The sequence below is a fragment of the Hydrocarboniphaga sp. genome, assembly GCF_028291725.1.
Classification (GTDB): domain Bacteria; phylum Pseudomonadota; class Gammaproteobacteria; order Nevskiales; family Nevskiaceae; genus Hydrocarboniphaga.
On sequence record NZ_JAQGNT010000043.1, the window covers coordinates 72,300 to 96,748 of the forward strand.

Genomic DNA, 24,449 nt, shown 5'->3' on the forward strand with positions numbered 1-24,449 from the left:
GAGTCTCCGACCCGTGGACCGCGAAATTTCGACGGGTTTTTCAGCGGGCCGTTACAGCTATGGCGTCATCATTGTCGCCCCAGGCGGCGGCCGTCGTTTTGCAGGAGAGTTCGCCGAGCGATCCGAAGCTGCATTGTTTGCCGGTAGTGAGCGCGTCGATGCGACGTAGCTCGGATTCATCAAGAAAGCAGATCTCGGCGCCTAAATTGATGCGCGCCTTGCGCACGAGATTGGCGACGTCGTCGAACTGGTAGCCCGGGTCGGCGCCGCAGTCGGCAACGATGATCAGCGGCAGACGCCGGCGGATCAGCTCGTAGGCCGCGGTGTTCTCGAAGTGACCGCCGTCGGATAGATACCGTCGCGCACCGACGAGCGCGATCATGAGCGTCCACTTGAGCCACAACGTGAGCCAGTCGGACAGCAGCTTGGTCACGGTATGGCGCCGATCGAGTTTGCGTTGCTCGAGGTCTGCATGGCAGTTGACGAAGCCCCGGGGCATTGCCGCCAGCGTAGGAGCGGGTCATACCCGCGACTCAGGCCTTGAGGGGCACAGTCGCGGGTATGACCATTGTTTCCCCCGACCCCTCCATTGGCCTGCGTCCCAACGGCGGGGCCGGGATGTGGGCGCAACGGCGACGGCCGCCGGGGTCTGCCGGTGACGTATAAATAGAGGTTGTCTCGGTCGCTCGATGTGCGTGCTGATGCGTCCGATGGCGGCTGAACGCCGGCCCGCGCCTGCGGCGTTGGGGCTCTTGTTGCATCGCAAGCCGGGATCGGATTGGATGTGAAGTCATGAAAGCGCGTGGCGGCAAAACCGGGACGCACTGGCTGACGGTATGGTCAGGTGCTCTGGCTCAGTCTTTTCCCCATCGGCTCTCCCTTGAAGCCCTCGACCTCGACGCCACCACGGATATGGTCGTGGTGCACAGCAGGGGGTAACAAGCGGTGGGTCATCGACGGCACCGCGAAAGTCGCTCGATGGACTGACTTTGCCGCTGCGCGCGCGCTGCACTTGCTGCGTATCGTATTGAGGCAGACCCATCATCCAATCCCGCGGCAACAGGCTTCGTCGTCATCGATTGGAGTGAATCCAGGACAAATCGTCCTTCCGCTTGGACAAGCCATCTTCAGAATTGGCGAGGAACAGATTCGACACAGGCTGTTCACCGCGGTGCGCGTTGTCGATCATGTTGAAATCGCAAATGCCTTCATGACCATTCCAGCGGGGTATAGATAATGCCTCCACGCCCGCTGAAGAAGAGCCGGGGCCGCCGTTGTTGAGACTGGTTGACGTGACGATGCCATCGATCGTCTCGACATCGATACGAATCTTCTGACCGTTTTCCAACAAGACCTGTGTCCAGCCGCCAACGACGGACAGGCCGTCGCCGAAGGTGCTGTTAAAGGTGTGGAAATCTTTTATCTTTTCACGCCTGCCATCAAGCATCAGAAAGCCGAACTTGTGAAAGCTTCCATCTGCAGCATGGGAAGTGATCAGCGAATACGACAGAGCCGGCCCGAGGCTGCCGAAATGAGCGCGAGCGCTGCGGAAGAACTGCGGCGGTTCCTTACCGAGTGCGCGAGGGCCGAAGCCATGTTCGCGGTAGCCGTAGCCATCTTTGATTTCGATGACGTGGTCGCCGATGCGGACATGTCCTTCGACGCGCCCTGCACTTTCCGGATGGCCATGCGCTTCCCTGGAACCGCTGGTGTGATCGCCATCCACGCTGCGACTTGCGCCGATCAGTTCGTAGTTCTGTGAGGGATAGAAATCGTAGATCCGCAGGTCAGCCTCCGCGTCCGGATCATGACCCTGGAAGTGTACGTAGTCCGGGTTCTCGAACGACACCTTCATCGTGCCGGAGCTGGCGGTCTTTTCGGTTCGGTCGCCGGGCTGCATGCGACGATCGAGCAGGTGGCGCCGAAAGCGCGTGCCATCCGGTAAGGCCATGCCCCAATGCGTCTGGGTCGTGCCCTGGTTGGGATACGAGCCGGTCCGTAGAAAGCCTACGCAGTTGGTCACGCGGTCGCGAAAAATCAGAACCCAGGACTCCTGCCAGTCAGGATGCGCTCCGGGCGTGTGGGGGAAATCAAGATCAGTGAAGTGCGCCATTGTGATGCTCTCCAATCTTTTTTCAGAACTACTGAGCACGGCCCATCCGTCTGACTGGACCGCCACGTTTGCGGCGCCCGACAGTTTCGAGCGTCGTGTTTTTTCTAGCCGATCAGAGAATGCCGAGTTCCTGGGCACGCTTGAAACACAGCTCAGGTCCGCGCCGAAGAACGGGCATGAAGCTTTCGAGCACCTCCGGCGGGAAGTGCCCCATCGCCAGCACGTTGATCACCGCCATGCGGTAATTGCAGAAGAACTCGAAGTAGTCCATATGCTTCAGCTTGCGTCCGCTGAAGCGCTCGTATTCGACGTACATTTCGTCGTAGCTGATTGCACCCTCGGGCCACGGCGTCTCACTCTGCAGAATCTGGTCGCCGCATTTCAGAAACGCCAGATCGCACTCGGGTGAACCGAGGAACGCCATCTCCCAATCCACGACGGCCGTGATCTCGGTACCTTCAAAGAGGTAGTTGCCGAGGTTGGCGTCTCCGTGGCAGAGCACCGTGTCGGTATCGGTAGGCTCGTTCGCGATCAGCCACTGGCGCACCTTTTCGAGCCGGTCGGTATAGACCGACGACTTCGACCAGATCAATGCGTCCCAGTACCAGTTCACTTCCCGTTCGATTGGCCGCGATCCCGTTGCTCGTCGCTCCAACCACTGCAGCCCCGCCGCTTTCCAGTCGACGTGGTGGATCGTGGCCAGCGCGTGGACGAACGCGGTGGTCATCTTGCGTCGGTCCGCAGGCGTGGCGTCCGCAATCAGGCCCGACGTCATCCAGGTCATGGGCGTACTGCCACCCCTCACCTGTTCCATCACATAGCCGGGGCGTTGCAGATACCGGCCTTCCTGGTCGAGCCAGAGCTGCTTCGGAACCGGGACATCGCTGGTCTCGAGCGCTTTTTGCAGATCGAACTGCGCTTTCACGTCGTAACGATGGAAGAGCCCTTTGACGGGAAGAAAACGCAGCACCAGTTTTTTGTCGGTGCGCTGTCCGTCAACAACATAATCGGCATCGAACAACAACGTGCCATTGGACCCGCCGGCCGCGGTTCCCACCTGGCGCACGTTACTCACGTTCGCCTGGCTGATGCCGGGCTGCGAGGTGATGAGTTCGCGCAAGCGCACGCCCCACTCGTCCGTCGAGGTGTCCGCGAATCGCGCCTTCCTCTGAATGGCAACGATCCCACTGCCAATTTCATCGGTATTCATGACGTCGCTACTCATATATTCCTCACAATGCGTATTACTGTGGTTCGTTTGTACGCGAAGCGTAGCTCAATAACTTGGCAATCGCCGCTCGTCTAGCCCAGCCTCCAACTCCCGGAACGGCCGGCTGCTTTCACCGCACGCTGCCGCGCGCTGCGGATTGCGTGGCCCGCACCGCTTCCACCTGCTCGGCACTGCCCATGAGTGCCGCCTGTTCACAAGACTCTGCTTGAAGGATCCGCCTCGGCTCCGAATCGTCTGCAATGCTTAGCAGGCGCTTAGCCGCGCGAATGGCGCTCGGACTCCTGGCCGCGATTTCCTTCGCGAACGACAGGGCCGCTTCGAGCGGCTCATCGCACAGTCGCGTCACCAGGCCATAGGTCTGCGCTTCGGTTGCCGTGAACACGCGGCCGCTGTAGGTCAGCTCAGAAACGACGTCGGGTCGCATGAGCTCGCGCATGAGCAGGATTCCCGCCATGTCCGGAACCAGGCCCCAGCGAATTTCCATGACCGAAAATCGCGTCTCCGGATGGACGAAGCGCATGTCGGCACCCAGCGCCAGCTGAAAGCCGCCACCCAGAGCGACGCCGTGAACCGCAGCGATCACGGGCACGGCCAGTTGTCTCCATTGCAACACAATCTGCTGCGCCACATTGGCCAATCCATGGGTTCGCGCAACCAACTCAAGGTGCCCCGGGCCGGCCTTCATGCGTTCGAAGTTCGAAAGATCGAGCCCGGCGCAGAATGCCCTGCCTTGCCCATGCAGAACGACGGCACGGATCGAGGACATCACGCTCAGCTGTTCTCCGACCCGCAGCAGTTCATCGAACATCGCTTCGTCTAGTGCATTCATTTTGTCGGCGCGCGTCATCCTGACGACTGCGACACCATCGCTCACATCCAGTGCAATGCGGTCACTCATCGTGGCCTCTCCAGTTCTGCTGCCCCGGGCGTCATAAACCGGCCGCGTACTGCCTGATTTTCATGCGGCCCAGCTGCGCCATGTGCACTTCGTCGGGGCCATCCGCCAAGCGAAGATAGCGATTGATCAGGAATGCCTCAGCGACGGGCGTGTCGTCCGAAACACCAGCTCCGCCGTGCGCCTGTATTGCGCGATCGGCCACGGTCTGCGCCATCTGCGGCGCGACGATCTTGATCGCCGCGATCAGGTCGGCGGCCACCTTGTTGCCGTACCGATCCATGGCGTCGGCAGCCTTGAGCGTAAGAAGACGCGCCTGTTCGATTTCGATGAAGGAGCGCGCCACGTCCTGGCGAATACTGCCCTGATCTGCGAGCTTCTTACCGAACGCCACGCGGCTGTCGACGCGGCGACACATCACTTCCAGCGCCCGTTGGGCCTGCCCGATCGAGCGCATGCAGTGATGAATGCGTCCCGGGCCGAGCCGACCCTGTGCGATTTCGAATCCGCGTCCTTCGCCGAGTATCAGGTTCGATGCAGGGACACGGACGTTTTCCAGCAGTACCTCGGCTTCACCGCCCGGCGAATGCCAGTTGTTGAAGACGCGCAGGTTGCGCACGATCGACACGCCCGGCGTATCGCGCGGAACGATGATCGTCGACTGCTGCAAGTGCTTGGGCGCGTCGGGATCGGTCTTGCCCATGATCAGCAGGAGATCGCACTTGGGATGCATGATTCCCGAGATCCACCACTTGCGTCCGTTGATGACGTAGTCGCCACCATCGCGGCGGATTTCGGTCGAAACATTGGTGGCGTCCGACGAGGCCACGGCAGGCTCGGTCATCAGATAGGCCGAGCGTATCGCGCCGTCCAGCAGCGGCTTCAGCCAGCGCTGCTGCTGAGCCGGCGTACCGAACTTCGCCAGCACTTCCATATTGCCGGTGTCGGGAGCGGAACAGTTGAAGAACTCCGGAGAAAACGGAACGCGACCCATGATCTCGGCCAGCGGCGCGTATTCGAGGTTGCTCAGACCGGGACTGATGTCGCCGTATTCGTGCGGCAGAAACAGGTTCCACAAGCCCTGTTCGCGAGCTCTGCTCTTCAGCTCGTCATAACCCGGCCAGGGCTTCCAGCGGTTGGATGCGTCGGCATTCCACATCTCGACGTGATGCTCGATCGGATAGACGTGGGCCGTCATGAAAGCTTCCAGCTTGCCCACCAGCGCCTTGACCTTGTCGCTATGCTCGAAATTCATTTGATGTCGATCCCTCGTTGACTCAGCGGCCTTTCCACTGAGGAGCGCGCTTTTGCGAAAAAGCGAGCGGCCCTTCGCGGATATCGGCGGAACGGAACAGGGCGCGCATCGCCGGATAGCGAACCTGCGCACCGTAGGCCTGCTCCAGCGTCGGCTCGTCTAGGCCCTTGAGAACCGCCTCCTTGGAGGCACGAACCGACATCGGACTGCAGGCCATGATTTCTTCGGCCCAGCGTTTCGCCGTTGCCATGAGCGCTTCCGCAGGCACCACTTCATTGACGAAACCCAGCGCGTACCCTTCCGCTGCACCGATGCGACGGCCGGTCAGGATCAGGCCCATGGCCTTCTTGAGACCGATCTCTCTGGGCAGGCGAAGCAGCCCGCCCGCCAGTGCGGCCAGGCCGACTTTGGGCTCCGGCAACGCGAACACCGCGCTCTCGGCGGCAATGATCAGATCGCAGGCGAGCGCGACTTCAAAGCCACCGCCCATCGCGACGCCGTTGACGGCCGCGATGACCGGTTTGCCGGGTGTCCAGCGTGAAGTCAGGCCCGCGAAACCCGAGGCAGGCGGCTCCACCCATTCGCCCCGTGCCATTGCCTCGGCGGTGTGCTTGAGGTCGTTGCCTGATGAGAAGGCCTTCGTGCCGGCGCCGGTCAGGATGGCAACCCACTGCTCCGGGTCCTGCTGGAACTCGTCGAAGACTTCGGCAAGCTCCTCGTTCAGCATCGGGTGAAAGGCGTTCATCGCCTCCGGCCGGTTGATGGTCACGATGGTGAGATGACCATCGCGCTCGACCGTACAGAACTTCTTGGGCAGATCGCTGCGGTCGCGAGCCGCTCCGCTCTCCCAAACAAGTTTGTCGTAGGTATCGATGCGCACATGGCCCGCGCACCCGATGGGGTTGCGCGCAGCGTCGAGCAGCAATGCCAACGAAACTGCGTCGCTGTTCAGCACCTTCGCCATCACCCGCTCACCGGCCGGCGTTTTCAGTACCACCACGCCGTGCAGCGCGTGCCCCTTCGAGCTGTAGAGCACCGTGTGCGTCTCGATCACTGCGGGGCCCGTATAGCGTTCCAGCAATTCGGGTATCGCGCCGCGCGCGGCGTCCGCGGACGGCTGTACGGAATATTCGGCGGCGAGCGGCGCGGACGCGGGCTGCGATGAAAGCACCACCGCATGATGCTTGCTCACGACACCGCCCTGCCCATAAACCAGGGCAAGACGAGATTCTCCGGAGCGCAGCTTGCGCACCGTGGCGCATACCGCATGCGTCATGTAGTTGTTGAGCGGACCACCGAAGAACGTGAGCCCACCCGCCGCCGTTGGTGCCACTTCGCTACCGATTCCCAGTCGCTGCAGCGTTTTCAACGCCAGCTTGGGAACGACCGGAAAGCAGCTGTAAAGCTCCATCGCATCGAACGCCGATGCTCGGCCGCCAACGAGTTCCACTGCCGCTTCCAGCACTGCGTTCTGCGCGGTGGAATGATCGAAGCCGCCGCGCGCCAGATAGTCGCCGGGCTCCTGGGCTGCGGCACCGCCCCAGATGTGCACGACGCGATCCTCGGCGACGCCGAGCTTGCGTGCCAGTGCCAGGCTGGTGACGACGAAGGCGCCGGCCTGATTGACGCTCGGATTGGCCACCATCAGCTTGGGATACGGATAGCTGATGAGCCGGTTGCTCTCCGATACCGTGGCGATCTCGTCCGCGCCCGGCGAGGTGCGCAGCCAGGCGTAAGGGTTGCTCGCAGCCACCGCGGCGTAGCGCGCCCACAGCACGGCCGCCGAGCGCAGGCCCGCCTCGGGCGTTTCGCCTTGCGCGGCTTGCAGCGCATTCTCGTACAGGGGATAGATATGGACCGGATCGGTCACGCCCACTGCCTTGGACGCAGCGCTGATGGGCAGGCTTTCGAAGTCGATCCTGGCGGCCTGCTCGCGCGAGACCACCGGCGTCCAGTCCAGTTTGATCTTGGACTGGCGCGCCTTGCCGAGCGCATTGATCGCTTCGCCGCCGACCACGGCCGCGGCCTGGATCTCGCCCGCGGCGATACGCAATGCGGCCTCATGCAGCAGGCGGATCGGCGTCTCGCCGCCCATGCTGGCGTTGATCATACGGCCGGGTGCAATACCCAGCCGCTCACACAACGAGCCGACCGGATCGCGGTAGCGCCAGCTGACCTGGCCTACCAGCTCCACCGAATCGAGCAGCGACAACAGCGCAGGTGCACCCGAGTCCGACTGCGCTGCGCGCAAGGCATCGGCCATCAGCGCAACGGGCTCACGCGCCAACGCGGGATCGGCCGGGCGATCGATCACCTCGCCGATGGCGAGAATCACAGGCACCCGATCGGGAGAGATCGACTTCATCGGCATGCTGCTCCTGTTCAATCGGCCCAGATGGTCAGGCCATCGAGTGCTTCGACACGCGATCCGGCAACGAGCAGCGGATTCACTTCCAGCGACACGAGTTCTTCGCCCAGCGCCAGCGCCGCGTTGCCGATGGCGACGACCGCCGCGGCGGTCGCCTGCCGGTCCACGGCCGGTGAACCCCTGAAACCGTCGAGCAGCGCGGAACCCCGCAGCTCGGTGAACATCTCGAGCACATCGGATTCGTCGATCGGAAGGACGCGCAGGCTGGTGTCCTTGAGCGCTTCGACGAAGACGCCGCCCAGTCCCACCGCGATCACCGGCCCCCATTGCGGATCGCGCATCGTGCCCACGAACAGCTCGACACCTTCGCTGCGCATGGGCGACACGATGATGCCGTCGATGTGCGCGCCGGGCTTGGCTGCGCGCACTCGATCCATCATCTGCACCCACGCGGCACCAACGGCATCGGCGCCGCGGATGTTGAGCGCCACGCCGCCCGCTTCGGTCTTGTGCGGGATGTCAGCCGAGGCGATCTTCAGCACCACGGCGCCCGCATGCTTCGCCGCCTCGGCCACCGCCTCGTCGGCCGAGCGCGTGATCGGCCCGGGAATCACCGGCACTCCAGAAGTCGCCAGGTGGCCGAGCACCGCTCTTTCGCCCACGGGTCGCAGTACGACTTTCGGGGACGCCTGCGCATACGCCCGCGGCGCGGCGCGCTGCACGCGCGACCAGGCGATCAGATGCCCGATGGCCGCGATTCCATGCGAAAGGCCGGCGCCGGAATAGATGATGCCCGCTTCCTCCGCGAGCGTACGCGCGTCGCCGGACACCGGCATGTAGTTGTGACTCAGCATCACGGCGGGCTTGCCGCCGGCAGCGAAGCCGGCGCCGATGTGCTTGAGGAACACGCGGCCGATGCCGACGTTCTCGATCTTGGCGGGCGCATCGAAAAGATGGACGACGATACCGACGCCCGGGTCTCTGGCGATCTCGCCCAGCGCGGTTTCCAGCAGCTCCGGCTTGAGCATGGCGCCGCCAGTGACATCCAGCGGATTGCTGGGCGTGGCGAATTCCGGCAGCGCCGCTCGCAAACGCGCAAGCGTTTCCTTCTGCAGTTCCGGTATCGGCACGCCGTCACGCTCGGCCTGGTCGACGGCGATTTCGCACATGCCGCCCGACATGCCGACCAGGGCGAGCCCGTCCGCCTTCAGGGGACCGACGCGGGCGATCAGGTCGGCAACCCCGACCAGATCCTCCATCGTATGAACACGCGGAATTCCCCAGCGACGGCACACGGCACCAAACACCTTGTCGTCGCCGACCAGAGAGCCGGTATGCGCCTGTGCCGCTTTCGCGGCGGCCTCGCTGGTTCCCACCTTCAACACGACCACCGGCTTGCCGGCGGCCTTGGCCCGCGCCACTGCCCGGATAAAAGCGGCCGGGCGGCGCGCGGTCTCCATAAAAACCGCGATCGATCGAACCTCGTCCTCGCCGATCAGAAACTCGATCGCATCGGCGATATCGATATCGGCCTCGTTGCCCGTGGAGATCATGTGGGTGAAGCCCACACGCTGCTGATAGGCGAACTGCGCCAGCTGTCCCGCGGTCGCACCGCTCTGCGAGACCACGGCCACACTGCGGTCTTCCATGGGACGACGCAGCTGGGTCGTCCACAGCGGGGACGCGCTGGTGAAATTGACGTAGCCGAGACAGTTAGGCCCCAACAAACGCACGCCGGCCGCGCGAGCGGCCTCGGTGATCCGTTGCTGCCGCTGCGCGCCGCTGGCGCCCAGTTCGGCGAAGCCCGAGGAGAGCACCACGGCGCCGCTGATACCCGCCCTGCCGAGGTCGGCAATGGCATCGGCCAGCGCGGCTTCGGGCACCATCAGCAGCGCCGCGTCGATAGGCTCGCCCACTGCGGTACAGCTCGCCGCCGCCTGGCGCTTGTAGATGATCCCGCCCTTCGGATTGATCAGATGCACAGGTCCGGCGAAGCCGAAGCGTTGCAGGTTGTCGTAGGCCATGTTCGACCACAGCGACTTTTCGGTTGCGCCGACCAGCGCGATCGATCGCGGCTTGAAGAAGCGGTTCAGCGCGCCCTGCCCTGCAGATGCTGACTCGGATGACATGCAGCAGATCTCCGGAACGAATCGGTCAGAAACGTTCGATGATGGTGGCCGGCGCCATGCCGCCCGCCGCGCATAAAGTGGCGAGGCCGGTGGTGAGATTGCGGCGCTCCATTTCATCGAGCAGTGTGCCCAGGATGATGGCGCCGGTCGCACCGATCGGATGGCCCAGCGCCATGGCGCCGCCGTTGACGTTGACGATGGCCGGGTCCAGATCGAGATCGCGCATGAACTTGAGAGGCACCACCGCGAAAGCCTCGTTGATCTCGAACAGATCGATGTCCTTCACCGACATGCCGGCCTGCTTGAGCGCCTTGCGCGCAGCGGGCCCCGGCGCATTGAGCATCAGCGCAGGGCTGTTTCCGGCAGTAGCGGCGGCGCGAATGCGCGCCCGCGGCTTCAGGCCGTGAGCCCTGGCATATTCGGGAGACGCGATGATCAGGGCACCGGCGCCGTCCACCACGCCCGAACTGTTGCCGGCGTGGTGCACGTGGTTGATCTTCACGTCCGGATACGTTTCGCGGACGAGCCTGGCATAGCTCACACCGCTCTCATCGAGTTCGCGCTCGTACATCGCGGCGAACGCCGGCTTGAGTTGCGACAGACCTTCCAATGTCGTCTGCGGCCGCGGGAACTCCTCGTGGCTCAGCGCAAGGCTGCCGTCGTCGTGGTAGACCGGGATCAGGCTGCGGCTGAAGCGGCCCTCCTGGATGGCGATATTGGCGCGGCGCTGGCTTTCCAGTGCGAGCTGGTCGACGTCGTCGCGGCTGAAGCCTTCCAGCGTCGCGATCAGATCGCCGCAGATGCCCTGGTGCGGCTGCGGAACCAGCTTGCGCAGGTGCAGGTTGCCCGAATCCAGCAGCGCGAAGCCAGGCTGCGTGGTGGCGTACGACATCGACTCCACACCGCCCGCGATCACCAAATCTTGCAAGCCCGATAGCACACCCATCGCCGCGAGATTCACCGCGGTGAGCCCCGACCCGCAGAAGCGGTCCAGCGAGAATCCCGTCGATTCGTAGCTGTACCCCGCGTCCAGCGCCGACATGCGCGCGATGCACGAACCCTGCTTGCCGACCTGCGTGCCGCAGCCCGCGATCACGTCGTCCACTTCTTCGGTGTTGAGGCCATTGCGCTCGGCCAGCGCGCGAAGCACGGCGGACAGCAGTCGCTGCGGATGAACACCGGCCAGCGCTCCCTTGCCGACTTTGCCGATGCCGCGAGGCGTGCGGGCGGCGTCGATGATCCAAGCTTCACGCATGTGTTAATCCTCTATCAGTTGAGTTGAAGACGCGCCATCGGCACCGCCGGAGCGAATCGAGTATTGCACCGCGGCCCGGGCTTGCCCTTGACCCAAATGGACAGCTTGATCGACAGCGCGAGACTTTCGGCGGGAGGGCGGGATGTTCTCGGCTTTCGCTGGAGTCGCCGGAGGTCAATCGATCTGTACAGCCCCGCCATTGCGCGGTCGCCACGCAGGTTTTGATACTGCCGCGCAACATCGAGCGCGAAGTGCTGGGGTTGGACGAACACGTCCAGGCTGGCTGGCGCGTGCACTGCCAGACCCGTGTTGGCCTGGCCGCTTCCACTCCTATATCCGCCGGAGGACATGAACATGCAAACTGTCGCATATGCAGTTGCCGCTTCGTCTCAATCAGTCGAAGCCCCGGCGCAAGACAGCCTCAGGTCGGCGCTGGCCGCACAGCGCCACGCATTCAACCTGGCGCCGTTCCCGGACCTCGCCCACCGCAAAGCGGATCTCGATCGGCTGGAGAAGGTGCTGGTGTCGCACAGCGCCGAAATCGTGAGCGCGCTGTCGCAGGACTTCGGCGGACGCAGCGAGCAGGAGGCCGTGCTTTCCGAAGTGATCGTCACACTCAACAACCTGCGCTACACGCGACGGCGCCTCGGTCGTTGGATGAAGCCGCGCAAGCGCCACGTGCCGCTGGAACTCGGCAGCGGTCGGGCCTACGTGCTACCGCAGCCGTTGGGAATCGTGGGCATCGTCTCGCCCTGGAACTTTCCCGTGCAGCTGTCGCTGGTTCCTCTCATCGGGGCACTGGCCGCAGGCAACCGGGCGATGATCAAGCCTTCCGAACTGTCTCCGCTTACCTCCGACGTCATTCGCAAGCTCGTCGCGGAAGCTTTTCCGCCCGAGCAGGTCGTGGTGTGCCCGGGAGACGTCGACGTGGCGCGCACCTTCGTGGCCCTGCCTTTCGATCATCTGGTGTACACGGGTTCCACCGACGTCGGCCGCCACGTGATGCGCGTAGCCGCCGACAATCTAGTGCCGGTCACGCTCGAACTCGGCGGCAAATCACCGGCGCTGGTCGCTCCCGACGCGGTGGTACTGGAAGCCGCCAAGGACATCGTGTTCGGCAAGCTGCTCAACGCCGGACAGATCTGCATCTCGCCCGATTACGCGCTGGTACCGCGCGCTCTGGTCAAGGAATTCGCCCGGGCTTGCCAGCAAGTCGCGCAGCAGATGTTCCCCGAAGGCACGGCGAGCGGCGACTACACCTCGATCATCAATCAGCGCCACCTGGGCCGGCTTGAATCCTACCTCAGCGCCGCTCGTGCGAGCGGCACCGAGATCGTCTCCCTGTTCGCTGCGGACAAGATCTCGCCGGTCAGTCGCAAGCTGGCGCCGGTGCTCGCGATCGACCCGGCCGACGACTCGGCGCTGATGCAGAACGAGGTATTCGGCCCGATTCTGTCGATCAAGCCATACGACAGCCTGGACGACGCAATCGCCTTCATCAATTCGCGGCCACGGCCCCTGGCGCTTTACCTGTTCACACGCTCGTCCGCCACCATCGACAGGGTCATGAAGCGCACGGTCTGCGGTAGCGTGTCGATCAACGACACCCTCGTGCATTGCGCGGTAGAGGATCTGCCTTTCGGCGGCGTCGGTGCGAGCGGAATGGGGCACTACCATGGCCCCGAGGGCTTCGAAACCCTGTCGAAGATGAAACCGATCTTTCATCGCAAAGGCTTCCGCACCGATCGCTTCGCCAGGCCGCCATTCACGACATTCAAGAAATGGCTGATTAGTCGCCTGATCTAGCCGCAAGTGCCCGAAGCGGTACGGCGTGAGGCGTTCAGAACGGACTGACACTTCCCGGCGTACCCGACTTCGAGGCGATGCACTGGTAGACGCGGTACTCGACGCTTCTCGCCAGCATGCGTCCCTCGCCGACGGCGACCACGCGGTTGAGCCAGCGATAGGCGTCGCCGCCCGATTCGAAACGCGGCTGCGTGAAGAAGTGCTGCGTACCGAAATCTCCCGGCGTGCCCAGGCCGATCAGGCGATCCGATTCGGCATTGCGCTCCGCCACGCCGAAGTACTGCACGAAGATGTTGGCGCCGTCATGCGTGCGCAGCACCAGTCTCACGTCCAGGTGATAGCAGCCATCGGAATCGACCAGCTCGAACTCGCCGCCAACGGGGACGACCGTCGCCTGCAGCCCAGGGCCGCTGGCCTCGCCGCCGGCCAGCGCCCACACGGTGCGCGTGCCCTTGGGCGTCTGGCCGATCACGTGCCGCTTGCCCAGGTCGACCCGCATGCGAAACAGGGGCTCCAGCTTCATGGGGTATCACTCCGATAGTTCGCTGCGAACACAGAGCCGTCATTCGCTTTGAGCGCCGCGATTTCCCTTGCTGCCAGCGAGTGCTCGCGCCCCTTCAGATCTTTCACGCGAAAGAGGGTTCGGTCAGCCCCTCGAAAATATCGGGCAAGCCCGCGGACACGCGGTCTGGATATACGGCCGCACGCTTTTCCAGGAACGACGCGATGCCTTCGCGGGCATCGTCCGACTGGCCACGGAAATGGATGCCACGGCTGTCGACCCGATGCGCCACCATCGGATGCTCGGCGGCACTTATGCGCCACAGCATCTGTCGCGTCAGGGCCACCGACACCGCCGAGGTGTTGTCGGCAATCTCGCGGGCAATGGCGTGCGCCGCCGGCAGCAAATCGGCGGGTTCGTGCAGGGATCTGACGAGTCGGTTGGCCAGTGCCTCCTGCGCCGAAAACAGGCGCCCGGTGAAGCACCATTCCAGCGCCGTCGCCACGCCGACGATGCGCGGCAGGAACCAGCTGGAGGCGGCCTCGGGTACCACGCCGCGACGCGCGAATACGAATCCGTAGCGCGCATTGACCGATGCGAGCCGAATGTCCATCGCCAGCTGCATCGTCGCGCCGACACCGACGGCAGCGCCGTTCACGGCGGCAATGACCGGCTTCAGACTTTTGAAAATCCGCAGAGTTAGCTGGCCACCGCCATCCCGCTGGACTTCTCCCGGGCCACCGTCGGCTCCGTCGGAGAAGTTGAGCGCGTCTGGCCCGTCCGAAAGATCCGCACCCGCACAGAACGCACGTCCGCTGCCGGTGACGATCACGACCCGCACGGCGTCGTCGGCATCGCTGGCGTCGAAGGCGGCAATGAGGTCCGACATCATGCCGGCCGTGAACGCATTGAGCCGGTCGGGGCGATTCAAGGTGATCGTTGCAATGCCCGCCTCGACTTCGTACAGCAAGGTTTCAAACTGTCTGGCCACGCTCTGTCGTCCTTCACTTGAGCGGGGCGATGCCCCACGTGACTTGCGATTGTTGCAAACCGGCCCGCCGCGGCAATGACGCGTCGATACAGACCGATAGACCTGACGTTACGGAGCAGGAAGTTACATCTTGCGTATATTTTTTTACTTTCTTCTACGCGTTTTAAGACATATGATGGCTTCGGCGCTTCCGATCGCGCCGCAGACCGCCACCTGGTCAGAGTCCTGATGGGCGCCCGCTTCGCCGGTCGCATGAATAACAGGGCGCGACCCCAACCGAGGATTCCGAATGTCATCGTCCGCCGTCATCGAAACTTCGCCGCTGGTGCCAGAAGCCCATGCCCGCCGTATCGTCGATCCCAGGAGCTATGGCCAGCATGCGCTTCTGCACGAGAGCTTCTCCTGGCTACGCAAGCATCAGCCGCTGGGCAAGGTCGTGCTGGACGATTACGCGCCATTCTGGCTGGTCACCAAGCATGCCGACATCCAGGAGATCAGCAGGCAGAACGACAAGTTTCACAACGGCGACTTGTCCACCATCCTGATCGCCAAGGGCGTGGATGAAAATATCCGACGCATGACCGGGGGCTCGCCGCATATGGTGCGCAATCTCGTCAACATGGATCCGCCCGAGCACATGAAGTACCGGATGCTCACGCAATCCTGGTTCAGTCCCAACAGCGTTCGTCGCTACGAGGAGAAATTGCGCGGCATCGCCCGAGGATTCGTCGACCGCATGGTGGCCGGCGGCGAGCGCTGCGATTTCGTCCGGGATGTGGCCCTGCACTATCCGCTGCATGTCCTCATGGAGATCCTGGGCGTGCCGGAAAAAGACGAGCCGTTGATGCTCAAGCTGACGCAGGAACTGTTCGGCGCACGTGATCCCGACATGGGACGATCCGCGGCCGAGATGGAAGATCCGGCCAAGGCGGTGAAGGTGTTGCAGCAGGTCCTTGCGGATTTCGGAAACTACTTCAACGGCATCACCGAGGCGCGCCGCCGCGAGCCGCGTGACGACGTGGCAACCGTCATCGCCAACGCGACCATCGACGGCGCTCCTATCAAACCGTTCGAAGCGGCGAGCTACTACGTGATCCTGGCCACCGCTGGCCATGACACGACGTCGGCGTCCACCGCGGGCGCGATCTGGGAGCTGTGCAACAACCCCGAGCAGCTCGCCAAGGTGCAGGCCGACCCCTCGCTCATTGCAGGCCTGGTGGACGAGGCGATCCGCTGGACCACGCCCGTGAAGCACTTCATGCGCAGCGCAGTGGTGGATTACGAATTGCGCGGAAGCAGCATCAAGGCGGGCGACTGGCTGATGCTGTCCTACTACAGCGGCAACTTCGACGAAGAGGTGTATCCGGACCCGTACTCGTTCCGGGTCGACCGCACCAGCAACCGGCATCTGGCTTTCGGATTCGGAGCACACGCCTGCCTGGGCCAGCACATGGCCAAGCTGGAGATGCGTGTCCTGCTGGAGGAGCTGTTGCCACGCATCGCCTCGCTGGAACTGGACGGAACGCCCAAGACCGGGCAGTCCCCGCTTGTCAGCGGTCCCAAGACGCTGCCGATCCGCTGCCGGTTCAAGTAGCCCCGCCACGTTCCAAAAGGGCCGTCGCGCTGTCCGGCGATGGGCTCTTTCGGCGCGACCGGCGAAAGCGGGCATCCCTTCAGTGTCCGGAATAGGGGTCGCCAGGGCTTCGCAACCGATCGCCAGGAATACCGGTTGTATTTATAATGCGTAGCCGTCTATACTTTTTTCTACGTCATATATTATAAAACCAGCGCGCTGCAGCGACGCGGAGGAGCTTGTATGTGGCAAGTCGTCAACGAACGTATCGATCGGCCCCTGGTCTCGATCTGTTTCGTGCATAGCGCAATCAAGAAGGCGCAGGAGCGCGGTTACGATTGGAGGCGGCTGCTGGCCCAAAGCAACATCGCCGAGCCTCTGTTGACCCAGCAGGATGCGCGCGTAACGGTCGAGAGCTATGCGATGCTGCAGAAGCTCACGATGCAGGAAATGCGCGACGAATCCCTGGGATATGCGCCCCAACCACACAAGCTCGGCCTGTGGTCTGCGGCCTGCGGGGCCGCCGTGCACCCCGGCCCCATGGGTCACGCGTTGGGCAGGCTTTGCAAGATTTACTCGCTGTTCGATTGGGGGCTCAAGACCCGGCTGGTGATCGAAGGCGAGGATGCCGTCGTGGAGGCCTGCCCGAGGGCAGCCGACTCCGAATACGAGCTTTTCGCCTACGAACTCTGCCTGTCGACGATCCATCGCTTCACCGGATGGCTCATCAACGAAGCGGTTCCGCTCAAGTCGGTCACCTTCCGGCACCCGCGGCCCGAATACGAGACCGAGTACGGCTGGCTTTTCCAGCGCAGCCCGATCTTCTTCGACCGACCCCGTGCCGGTTTTCGCTTCGAACGCCAGCTGCTGGAAAAGCCCATCCAGCAGAACGAGCGCACGCTGGAGAAGTTCCTCGACAACGGATCGCTGGATCTTCTCGACGCGGAGCGCAGCGCCGCCAGCTGGGCCGGACGGCTGCGCGATCTGGTGAGCCATTACCTGCCGGAACTTCCGGAGTTCGAGCGTCTGGCAGCACAGCTCAAGATGCATCCGCAGACCTTGCGCCGGCGGCTTGCCGTCGAGGGCATCACCTACAAGGACATCAAGGACCAGGTGCGGCGCGAGGCAGCCGAGTACTACCTGAGAGAGCATGCCCTTTCCGTAGAGGAAATCGCCTTTCGCTCGGGCTTCTCCGAGGCCAGCGCGTTCATACGGGCCTTCAAGCGCTGGAACGGTGTGACGCCGCACACTTATGCCGAATCGCAGCGGCAGTCGGTGGCACGCGCCGCGCTGGCGCCGAGACACATCTAGTGGCCTGTAACAGAGAGTTCGGTAGTGAGCATGGGCGATGGCTCGTGCGTCGAGGCAAGGCGGGAGGAGGAGTCATAGCCGTAGCTATGGCGACGACGAACAACGCCGCATCGGCGCACGAGACGCGCACAGGCGCTTCCGAAGCCTCTGTTACAGGCCACCAGTGGCCTGTAACAGAGGAAAAGGTAGTGAGCATGGCCGATGGATCGTGCGACGAGGCAAGGCGCGAGAAGGAGCCATAGCCGTAGCTATGGCGACGACGAGCAACGCGGCATCGGCGCACGAGACGCGGCCAGGCGCTATCGATTCCTCTGTTACAGGTCACTAGGGTGACCGCCACGTCGCTTGAACGCTGCGTCGGTCGATTCGCCGGTCTCGATCCGCTCCCAGACTGAAATGTTCAAGATCGTCTTTTGTCTTCACCGTCTTGAAGCCCTGAGTCACCAGGACTTCCTCGACTACTGGTATGGGAAGCACGCCCCGCTGGTGCGTCAGCACGCGGAAACGACGGGCCTGATCAAGTACGTCCAAAGTCATGGGCTGGCGCATCCCGTGGACGAATTGCTCAATCGTGGACGAAAGGGCCCGGCGGCTTACGACGGTGTTGCCGAGCTTTACTACCGGTCCGCCGAAGCCCTGCTGCTAACGATCAAGGACCGGTCCGCCCACGCCGCCGGCATCGCGCTGCTGGAAGACGAAAAGCGCTTCATCGACCTTTCCCGATCGCCCCTGTTCGTGTGCGAGGAGCGGGCGATCATCCCTCGCGCGGACTGATCGACCTGCCGCCGTTCGGCGCGATAAACGAAGGTATGTGAAGAGCGCGAGCACTACGCTCTCCCGTTGGCGCCAAGGCCCGTTCGAGTCTCGCGGAGCCTGCCCGCTGCACTGGATAACAACTCATCGAACCATCACTGGGGTAACGGCAGCCGACTGCGAGCAGCAAGCGCTGCGAATGCCGCGTGCTACGCCACACATAGGAACTGACAGACCAACTTTCTATATTGCGTCTTTTATGATTAAATAGTTTACGCAAAATGATGTTCGCTCCAAGAACGGACGTCATATCACACACTGGAGGCAGTCATGAAAGGTTTTGACGTAGTCATCAAGAATGGCACGATCGTCGATGGCACTCAGATGCCACGATTCGTCGGCGACATCGGCATCCGAAACGGTGTCATCGAGCAGATCGGCAGCAACGTGAGCACCGTCGGCGCAGGCAAGGTGATCGACGCCGCAGGCCGCATCGTCTCTCCCGGCGTGATCGACACGCACACGCATTACGACGCGCAGATTCATTGGGACCCCTACTGCACCAACTCGGGCTGGCACGGCGTTACCACCAACGTCATCGGCAACTGCGGGTTTGGCTTCGCGCCGGTCAAGATCGCGGATCGTGATCGCACGATGCTGATGATGGAAAACACCGAGCAGGTTCCGATCAACGCCATGCGCAAGGCCATGGGCTGGGATTGGGAGACCTTCCCGCAGTGGATGGATCATCTCAAGCGGGTTCCCATCGGCGTCAACATCGGAACTTATCTGCCGCTCAATCCGCTGATGATCTATGTCATGGGCATCGAGGCCGCAAAATCGCGCCCGGCCACGACCGCGGAACGGCAACAGATGAAGGACATCCTCAACCGGGCGATGGATGCCGGCGCGCTGGGCTTCGCGTTCTCCTATCAAGGCATGCACAACACGCACGTGGACTACGACGGCACACCGATGCCGACGGACATCATGAAGGCCGAAGAAGCCTACTCACTCGCCGAAGTGCTGCGCGACCGCAGCGAAGGCTCGGTACAGGCGCTGGTCGACACGCCCGGCGCCCGCTTCGGCGAGGTTGCACTGGAAGTCGCCCGCGTATCGAAGCGGCCGGTGATTCACAACGTCACCATCGTCAACGACTACCTGCCGACGTATCACGAGGAAGTTCTGTCGCTGATGGACAAGGCCGAGTCCGAAGGGCTTTCCGTGTTCTCGCAGACGCTGACGATGCGCGGCTGGAACGAGTTCAAGGCGCCCGACTGGAACATGTGGGACATCTCGGCAGTGTGGCGCGAATTCAGCACCTGTGGCAGCCGCGAGAAGAAGCTGCAGATGGCAGCCGATCCCGAGTATCGCGCCAAGCTGGCGGCAAAATACGATCCGGTCGAACTTGCTGCAGCCGGCGGCCCGCTGGAAACCTATATCCTCAACGACGTTTACGGTGCCGAACCCTTTGCACAGCATCAGGGCAAGACCATCGGCGATGTCGCCAAGGCACTGGGGCGCACCGACATCACCAATCTGTTCATGGACATTCTGGTCGCGACGAAGATGGAAGCCGACTTCGTTCTGCCGGACGCCATCAGCACCGACACCACCAAGAGCGCACGTGTACTCAAGCATCGTCGCACCTTGCCGGGAACCTCCGACGGCGGCGCGCACGTCAAGTTCTGGGCGGGAGGCCAATACGCGACCGACCTGATCATGTGGATGGTGCGTGAATCCAAGCAGATGACCCTGGAAGAGATTCACTACAAGCTCAGCTATCTGCCGGCGCGCGTTCTCGGCCTGCATCGCCGCGGCGCGCTGATGGAAGGCTACGCGGCCGATCTTGTCATCTACGACTTCGACAAGTTGAGCTACCGGCACGGCAAGTACGAAATCGCCAACGATCTTCCCGACGGCGACTGGCGCCGCGTCTGCAAGCCTACGGGCATCGAGTGGATTCTGGTGAACGGGCATCCCATCTTCCACAACAACGTGGCCACGGGCGCGCTCCCTGGCCGCATCGTCGGCAACGCCGGTGCGGACATGGACTCCAGACTCTACGTGCCGGCGCGATTCGCCGCGTAATCGATGGAAGGCTCCGGTCGGCCGATGTCCATCGGTCGACCGGTCAAGCCGGCGGAAACCAAGCCGTATTGCGGGCGTCTTGTCCCTTGTCAGGGCTGCAAAAGCGAGTCTCAAGCCCAGCCAGCTCCGTCTTGCGCGATCGCCCCGCAGCAAGAGGATGGCTCGCGATCAGGCGATCAGGCGATCAGGCGAGCCTGACTCCAGGCCTGGTCCAGATAGCCCACGTTGTAGGCCCAGTACGGCTCGAAGTTCGGCATGAAGGGCCGCGACAGCAGCACGACGGACAGGATGCGGTACATGTTCAGCAGCTTGAAATATTCCCAGTGCTGCACCTTTGTCCCGCTTTCCAGTTCGTAGCGCTCGATGTATTCCTCTTCGGTCGGCGTGCCGTCGACATGCTTGTCGATGACCTTGTGTGTCTCGGTCAGAAAGACCACCAGCGCAAGATCGCTTTCATTGTGCCCCAGATAGGACAGCTCCCAATCCAGAACGGCGGCAATGTGGCCGTCGTGAAACATCATGTTGGCGATTTGCGCGTCGCCATGGACGAGGTTGGGTGAATAAGCTTCGGGCTGATGTTCGATCAGCCAGCGATACAAGCCGGCAACCTGAACCGCCTTGGGATCGTCCGCTGGAATGACCAGCTGCAGTTCCTTCGCCCACCACGAAAGTTCCTGCTCGATCGCATTGGCGCCCGTGCCGCGGCGGGCCAGGTGCGGTACCTGCACCGGGCCGATCGCGGCCTTGCGCAGCCGGCCGTGGAAACCGGCCGCTTCCAGCATCATTTCCTTGCGCTTCTCCGGCGTCACGTCGGCCAGCGGGCCGGCCGAATACATAGGACCCGAAGGCGCATCGCCGACGACCCGCTCCATCACGTAGCTGGCGAAGCCGACCCGCGAACCGTCCGCGTCCAGCCACAGCACGTTCGGAACCGGCAAGTGGCCGAGCGCATGCACGGCGCGCACGGTCAGAAACTCGTCCGCGAAGCTCTTCTGCTTGAGCAGAGTCACACCGGGCGAATAACGCAGCACCAGATCCATAGCCTGCAGGCCATTGCCGCAATCGATCTCGGCCGTGAAGAACGCAATGCCGTTACTCGCACCGGCGCCGCCTGTGGGATACGACAGCGGGCTCATGGAGCCCAGTTCGCGCACGTCCGGCTGGCTTTGGATGAAGCGCCGCAGGCGAGCCTCGTCGACCCTGGCCATCGCCGCCTTCGCGTTTTTGATGGCCTCGCCAAAGGTTCCCTGCAAGCTGTCTTCTTGCGTGCTCATGTCAGTCCGTCTCCTTCAGAAATATCGGGTTTCAGAGGCGACCGGCGACGGCTGGCGACGCCGGTGCGGCTGCTGCGACTTCAGGGTTCATCAGAAATCAACAGCAGTTGCTTGCCCTGGTTGGATCCATCGAACAGCTTCGCCAGCGCCGCCGGCGCGTTCTCCAGTCCCTTCATGATGTCCACGCGATACTGGATGCGCCCCTCTTGCAGCCACTGCGTCAGTGGGGCGTAGGCTTCGTGCGCACGCGCCAGGTAATCCAGCACGATGAATGCCTCCATTCGCACGCGCTTGATCAGGAAGTGAGTCAGGTTCGAGAACGTGTGCTGCGGCGAAGCGGCGTTGTATTGCGAAATCAGTCCACAAACCACGATACGGCCGTACAGGTTGAGCGCGCCCATCGCGGCATCCAGGATGTCGCCGCCGACGTTGTCGAAATACACATCGACGCCGGATGGGCAGCTTCGACTGATGGCCTGCGCAAGATCGCCGCTTCGATAATTGATCGCGGCATCGAAGCCCAGCGTGTCGACGATCCAGCGGCATTTCTCTTCGGACCCCGCGATGCCGACGACGCGGCAACCCTGGATCTTCGCGATCTGCCCCACCAGCGAACCCACGGCGCCGGCGGCGGCCGAGATCAGCACGGTTTCGCCAGCCTTCGGCCGGCCGACGTCGAGCAGCCCGAAATAGGCGGTCAGGCCGATGCTGCCGATGACGCCCATGTAGGCTTTCAGCGGCAGACGATTGTCCCGGGGCAGGCGCGACACGTCCGAACCGTCGCTGACCGCATAGACCTGCCAGCCCTGAGCGCCCATCACCACGTCGCCTTCACGGAACCGCGGATGGCGTGTCTTCTCGACGACGCCCAGCGTGCTGCCGCGCATCACGTCGCCCAGCTTGAGCGGCGGCAGGTAGGTTTCCTCGCCGCTGGCCCATAGGCGATTGGTGGGATCGAGAGACAGGTAGATGTTGCGCACCAGGATCTGGTTTTCCGAAATCTCGGGCACCGGGCTTTCGGACCAGCGAAGATCGCCGTCGCGCACCTCGCCCTGCGGAAACGCGGCGATTCGCCACTGGTGATTGACCGTTGCAGCATTCATGGTTGCGGCTCACAGAGTTTGAGAAAGTCGCCGAGTTCGGCTTCGCGCTGCTGCACGCCGCGGCCCAGCGCCCGGGTCAGGTTGGAAAGTGTCTGCGGCGCGCGCACCAGCGATGCGAACAGCCGCTCTTCTGCAAGAAGACCATCCGCGACACGATTGTCGAGATCGACGGCCTGCTTGATGGCAGCGATCACGCCGGCCGGATACGAGGCGACGCGATAGGCGAGCGTGCGCACGAAATCCTGCAGCTGGTCCGCTGGCAGCGCGCGATTGATGTAACCCCAGCGCTCGGCGTCCTCGGCGCTGAGATCGTCGCAGCCGAGCATGACTTCCAGCGCCCTCGCGCGGCCGATCAGCGGCGGCAGCCGCTGCGTGGCGCCACCGCCCGGCATCAACCCCAGCGCAGCTTCGGGTTGCGACAGCACAGTCTTGCCCAGCGCGGCGAAGCGCATATCAAGGCCCAGAACAAACTCGCTGCCACCGCCGCGCGTGCGTCCCTCGATCTGCGCGATGCTGAGCTTGTCCATGCAGCGGAATCGTTCGCCCAGTTCGTTGAACGGCGCCAGTCCGGTGCGCGGTGCCGATGCCATCGGCGACTCGCCGTATTCGCGAATCATCACCAGGTCGGCATGAGCGAGAAAGAACTCGGGGTCGGCGCTTTGGAAAACCACTACGCGCAGCGACGCTTCGCCCTCCAGCCAGCGGGCGAAGTGGCGCAGCTGACGCAGCAGCGCCGCATCCACTAGGTTGATCGGCGGATGTGCGATGGTGACGAACACCACGCCCCGATCGATATGCAATTGCAGGCTGTCGAAAACCGGTGCCGCGGTGCTCATAGCGGCAGCGGCTCGCCCAGCATCCGCTCCATCTCGCGCCACAGGCGCGTCGCCTGATCGGCGTCGAGTGCATACGGCATCACGCCGGAGTGATAGTTCGGCGTATCGATCACCTCGGCCACGGCGCAGTCTTCGAGGTAAGCCGGCGGTTGGCCTTCCAGCTCCGGCGCGGTCGCGGCCCATACGCTGGTCGCGGCACCGGCCTGTATGGTCTTCTCGTCGCCATGCAGGCGCTTCGCCAGTTCCTCGCGCTCGCCGTCGCTAAGGGAGCGGCCCAGCGCGGTCATGATGACGCCGGGATGCACCGCCATCGCCGTGACACCCTTCCGCATCATCTGCCCGGCAACGTAGACGGCCAACAGCGAACAGGCGGTCTTCGACTGCCCGTAGGCTTTCCACTTGTCGTAGGGACGATTGCGGAAATTGAGATCGTCGAGCACCAAGGGCGACAGCTGGTGTCCCGACGAGGTCAGATACACCAGCCGCGCGTGTGCGGTGCGGCGCAGCATCGGACTGAGCAGGCTGGTCAGCAGCGCATGCCCGACGCAGTTGATCATCAGCTGCGATTCGATGCCGCAGGGCGCATGCTCCAGCGGCACCGCCATGACGCCCGCGTTGCAGACCAGGATATCCACCGCTCGTCCCAGCGAGGCCACTGCGCTGGCGAACGCGCGAATGCTCGGAACCGACACCAGATCCAGTGGATGCTCGCTGACGTGGGCATGCATGGAGATGGCCGCGATGTCCCGCTTGGCCGTGAGCAGCGCCTGCTCGTCGCGCCCGCCGATCACCACGTGCGCCCCGGCCTGTGAGAGCACGCGCGCAGTCTCCCTGCCGATGCCGCCGGAGCCGCCGGTGACCACCGCCAGCTTGCCGCTCAGGTCGATACCCGCGACGGCTTCCTCTGCCGTGCTGGTCCTGGAGAAGGGTCCTCTGACGATGGCAGGAGCCGTGCGCGGCATG

Annotated in this window: 19 protein-coding genes; 5 read left to right on the top strand and 14 right to left on the bottom strand. The window is 63.3% G+C overall.

What is annotated here, in order from left to right:
• Positions 1-40: 40 nt before the first annotated feature.
• The 8 genes from JWQ90_RS12135 to JWQ90_RS12170 form a co-directional block, all read right to left on the bottom strand.
• Complete coding sequence (locus JWQ90_RS12135; protein WP_299694090.1) at positions 41-433, bottom strand: hypothetical protein; 393 nt, start codon at positions 431-433, stop codon at positions 41-43.
• Between the two features lie 639 nt (positions 434-1,072).
• The gene (locus JWQ90_RS12140; protein ID WP_299694093.1) at positions 1,073-2,113 is read right to left on the bottom strand and encodes a hypothetical protein; all 1,041 of its coding nucleotides are present in this window, start codon (positions 2,111-2,113) and stop codon (positions 1,073-1,075) included.
• Positions 2,114-2,225: 112 nt separating this feature from the next.
• Positions 2,226-3,323: a phosphotransferase family protein gene (locus JWQ90_RS12145; protein ID WP_299694096.1), complete on the bottom strand. Its 1,098-nt coding sequence runs from the start codon at positions 3,321-3,323 to the stop codon at positions 2,226-2,228.
• A gap of 130 nt (positions 3,324-3,453) precedes the next feature.
• Positions 3,454-4,242: a crotonase/enoyl-CoA hydratase family protein gene (locus tag JWQ90_RS12150; protein ID WP_299694099.1), complete on the bottom strand. Its 789-nt coding sequence runs from the start codon at positions 4,240-4,242 to the stop codon at positions 3,454-3,456.
• Between the two features lie 31 nt (positions 4,243-4,273).
• Complete coding sequence (locus JWQ90_RS12155) at positions 4,274-5,494, bottom strand: acyl-CoA dehydrogenase family protein (RefSeq protein WP_299694102.1); 1,221 nt, start codon at positions 5,492-5,494, stop codon at positions 4,274-4,276.
• A 22-nt stretch (positions 5,495-5,516) separates the two neighbouring features.
• Positions 5,517-7,859 (bottom strand): enoyl-CoA hydratase-related protein, encoded by a 2,343-nt coding sequence (locus JWQ90_RS12160; protein ID WP_299694105.1) that lies wholly within the window; start codon positions 7,857-7,859, stop codon positions 5,517-5,519.
• A gap of 17 nt (positions 7,860-7,876) precedes the next feature.
• Positions 7,877-9,991: an acetate--CoA ligase family protein gene (locus JWQ90_RS12165; protein ID WP_299694108.1), complete on the bottom strand. Its 2,115-nt coding sequence runs from the start codon at positions 9,989-9,991 to the stop codon at positions 7,877-7,879.
• A 25-nt stretch (positions 9,992-10,016) separates the two neighbouring features.
• Positions 10,017-11,246, bottom strand: coding sequence for an acetyl-CoA C-acetyltransferase (locus JWQ90_RS12170; protein ID WP_299694111.1), 1,230 nt, complete (start codon positions 11,244-11,246; stop codon positions 10,017-10,019).
• A 354-nt stretch (positions 11,247-11,600) separates the two neighbouring features.
• On the opposite strand from JWQ90_RS12170, the gene JWQ90_RS12175 reads away from it, so the two are divergent.
• Positions 11,601-13,052 (top strand): coniferyl aldehyde dehydrogenase, encoded by a 1,452-nt coding sequence (locus JWQ90_RS12175; RefSeq protein ID WP_299694114.1) that lies wholly within the window; start codon positions 11,601-11,603, stop codon positions 13,050-13,052.
• Between the two features lie 34 nt (positions 13,053-13,086).
• Here JWQ90_RS12175 and JWQ90_RS12180 read toward each other — a convergent pair whose 3' ends face one another.
• Together JWQ90_RS12180 and JWQ90_RS12185 are read right to left on the bottom strand one after the other, a co-directional pair.
• Entirely contained in the window at positions 13,087-13,575 is a 489-nt protein-coding gene (locus tag JWQ90_RS12180; RefSeq protein ID WP_299694117.1) for a DUF3237 domain-containing protein, read from the bottom strand.
• Between the two features lie 103 nt (positions 13,576-13,678).
• A complete protein-coding gene (locus tag JWQ90_RS12185; RefSeq protein ID WP_299694120.1) occupies positions 13,679-14,545 on the bottom strand; it encodes a crotonase/enoyl-CoA hydratase family protein in 867 nt (288 codons plus the stop codon).
• A gap of 289 nt (positions 14,546-14,834) precedes the next feature.
• Here JWQ90_RS12185 and JWQ90_RS12190 point away from each other — a divergent pair, with 289 nt between their 5' ends.
• From JWQ90_RS12190 to JWQ90_RS12205, 4 genes are all read left to right on the top strand, one after another.
• Entirely contained in the window at positions 14,835-16,139 is a 1,305-nt protein-coding gene (locus JWQ90_RS12190) for a cytochrome P450 (protein ID WP_299694123.1), read from the top strand.
• A gap of 222 nt (positions 16,140-16,361) precedes the next feature.
• Entirely contained in the window at positions 16,362-17,429 is a 1,068-nt protein-coding gene (locus JWQ90_RS12195) for an AraC family transcriptional regulator (protein WP_299694126.1), read from the top strand.
• Between the two features lie 396 nt (positions 17,430-17,825).
• Positions 17,826-18,203, top strand: a complete 378-nt coding sequence (locus JWQ90_RS12200) for an EthD domain-containing protein (RefSeq protein ID WP_299694129.1) — start codon at positions 17,826-17,828, stop codon at positions 18,201-18,203.
• Positions 18,204-18,512: 309 nt separating this feature from the next.
• Positions 18,513-20,273 (top strand): amidohydrolase family protein, encoded by a 1,761-nt coding sequence (locus JWQ90_RS12205; RefSeq protein WP_299694131.1) that lies wholly within the window; start codon positions 18,513-18,515, stop codon positions 20,271-20,273.
• Between the two features lie 176 nt (positions 20,274-20,449).
• Here the strand turns inward: JWQ90_RS12205 and JWQ90_RS12210 are convergent, their stop codons facing one another.
• The 4 genes from JWQ90_RS12210 to JWQ90_RS12225 all read right to left on the bottom strand — a co-directional run bounded on the left by JWQ90_RS12210 (position 20,450) and on the right by JWQ90_RS12225 (position 24,448).
• Positions 20,450-21,547: a phosphotransferase family protein gene (locus JWQ90_RS12210; RefSeq protein WP_299694134.1), complete on the bottom strand. Its 1,098-nt coding sequence runs from the start codon at positions 21,545-21,547 to the stop codon at positions 20,450-20,452.
• 80 nt (positions 21,548-21,627) lie between these two features.
• Positions 21,628-22,650, bottom strand: a complete 1,023-nt coding sequence (locus JWQ90_RS12215) for an NADP-dependent oxidoreductase (protein WP_299694136.1) — start codon at positions 22,648-22,650, stop codon at positions 21,628-21,630.
• A complete protein-coding gene (locus JWQ90_RS12220) occupies positions 22,647-23,486 on the bottom strand; it encodes an enoyl-CoA hydratase/isomerase family protein (RefSeq protein ID WP_299694139.1) in 840 nt (279 codons plus the stop codon). Before JWQ90_RS12220 ends, JWQ90_RS12215 begins: the two co-directional genes overlap by 4 nt.
• Positions 23,483-24,448, bottom strand: coding sequence for an SDR family NAD(P)-dependent oxidoreductase (locus JWQ90_RS12225; RefSeq protein ID WP_299694142.1), 966 nt, complete (start codon positions 24,446-24,448; stop codon positions 23,483-23,485). The genes JWQ90_RS12220 and JWQ90_RS12225 overlap by 4 nt, the downstream gene beginning before the upstream one ends.
• Position 24,449 lies beyond the last annotated feature (1 nt).

Excerpts from the sequence above, each read along its gene's own strand:
- JWQ90_RS12205 (WP_299694131.1), top strand. The coding sequence starts at position 18,513 with ATGAAAGGTTTTGACGTAGTCATCAAGAATGGCACGATCGTCGATGGC.
- JWQ90_RS12190 (WP_299694123.1), top strand. The coding sequence starts at position 14,835 with ATGTCATCGTCCGCCGTCATCGAAACTTCGCCGCTGGTGCCAGAAGCC.
- JWQ90_RS12200 (WP_299694129.1), top strand. The coding sequence starts at position 17,826 with ATGTTCAAGATCGTCTTTTGTCTTCACCGTCTTGAAGCCCTGAGTCAC.
- JWQ90_RS12225 (WP_299694142.1), bottom strand. The coding sequence starts at position 24,448 with ATGCCGCGCACGGCTCCTGCCATCGTCAGAGGACCCTTCTCCAGGACC.
- JWQ90_RS12210 (WP_299694134.1), bottom strand. The coding sequence starts at position 21,547 with ATGAGCACGCAAGAAGACAGCTTGCAGGGAACCTTTGGCGAGGCCATC.
- JWQ90_RS12180 (WP_299694117.1), bottom strand. The coding sequence starts at position 13,575 with ATGAAGCTGGAGCCCCTGTTTCGCATGCGGGTCGACCTGGGCAAGCGG.
- JWQ90_RS12140 (WP_299694093.1), bottom strand. The coding sequence starts at position 2,113 with ATGGCGCACTTCACTGATCTTGATTTCCCCCACACGCCCGGAGCGCAT.
- JWQ90_RS12150 (WP_299694099.1), bottom strand. The coding sequence starts at position 4,242 with ATGAGTGACCGCATTGCACTGGATGTGAGCGATGGTGTCGCAGTCGTC.
- JWQ90_RS12175 (WP_299694114.1), top strand. The coding sequence starts at position 11,601 with ATGCAAACTGTCGCATATGCAGTTGCCGCTTCGTCTCAATCAGTCGAA.
- JWQ90_RS12160 (WP_299694105.1), bottom strand. The coding sequence starts at position 7,859 with ATGAAGTCGATCTCTCCCGATCGGGTGCCTGTGATTCTCGCCATCGGC.
- JWQ90_RS12165 (WP_299694108.1), bottom strand. The coding sequence starts at position 9,991 with ATGTCATCCGAGTCAGCATCTGCAGGGCAGGGCGCGCTGAACCGCTTC.
- JWQ90_RS12145 (WP_299694096.1), bottom strand. The coding sequence starts at position 3,323 with ATGAATACCGATGAAATTGGCAGTGGGATCGTTGCCATTCAGAGGAAG.
- JWQ90_RS12195 (WP_299694126.1), top strand. The coding sequence starts at position 16,362 with ATGTGGCAAGTCGTCAACGAACGTATCGATCGGCCCCTGGTCTCGATC.
- JWQ90_RS12170 (WP_299694111.1), bottom strand. The coding sequence starts at position 11,246 with ATGCGTGAAGCTTGGATCATCGACGCCGCCCGCACGCCTCGCGGCATC.
- JWQ90_RS12220 (WP_299694139.1), bottom strand. The coding sequence starts at position 23,486 with ATGAGCACCGCGGCACCGGTTTTCGACAGCCTGCAATTGCATATCGAT.
- JWQ90_RS12155 (WP_299694102.1), bottom strand. The coding sequence starts at position 5,494 with ATGAATTTCGAGCATAGCGACAAGGTCAAGGCGCTGGTGGGCAAGCTG.
- JWQ90_RS12215 (WP_299694136.1), bottom strand. The coding sequence starts at position 22,650 with ATGAATGCTGCAACGGTCAATCACCAGTGGCGAATCGCCGCGTTTCCG.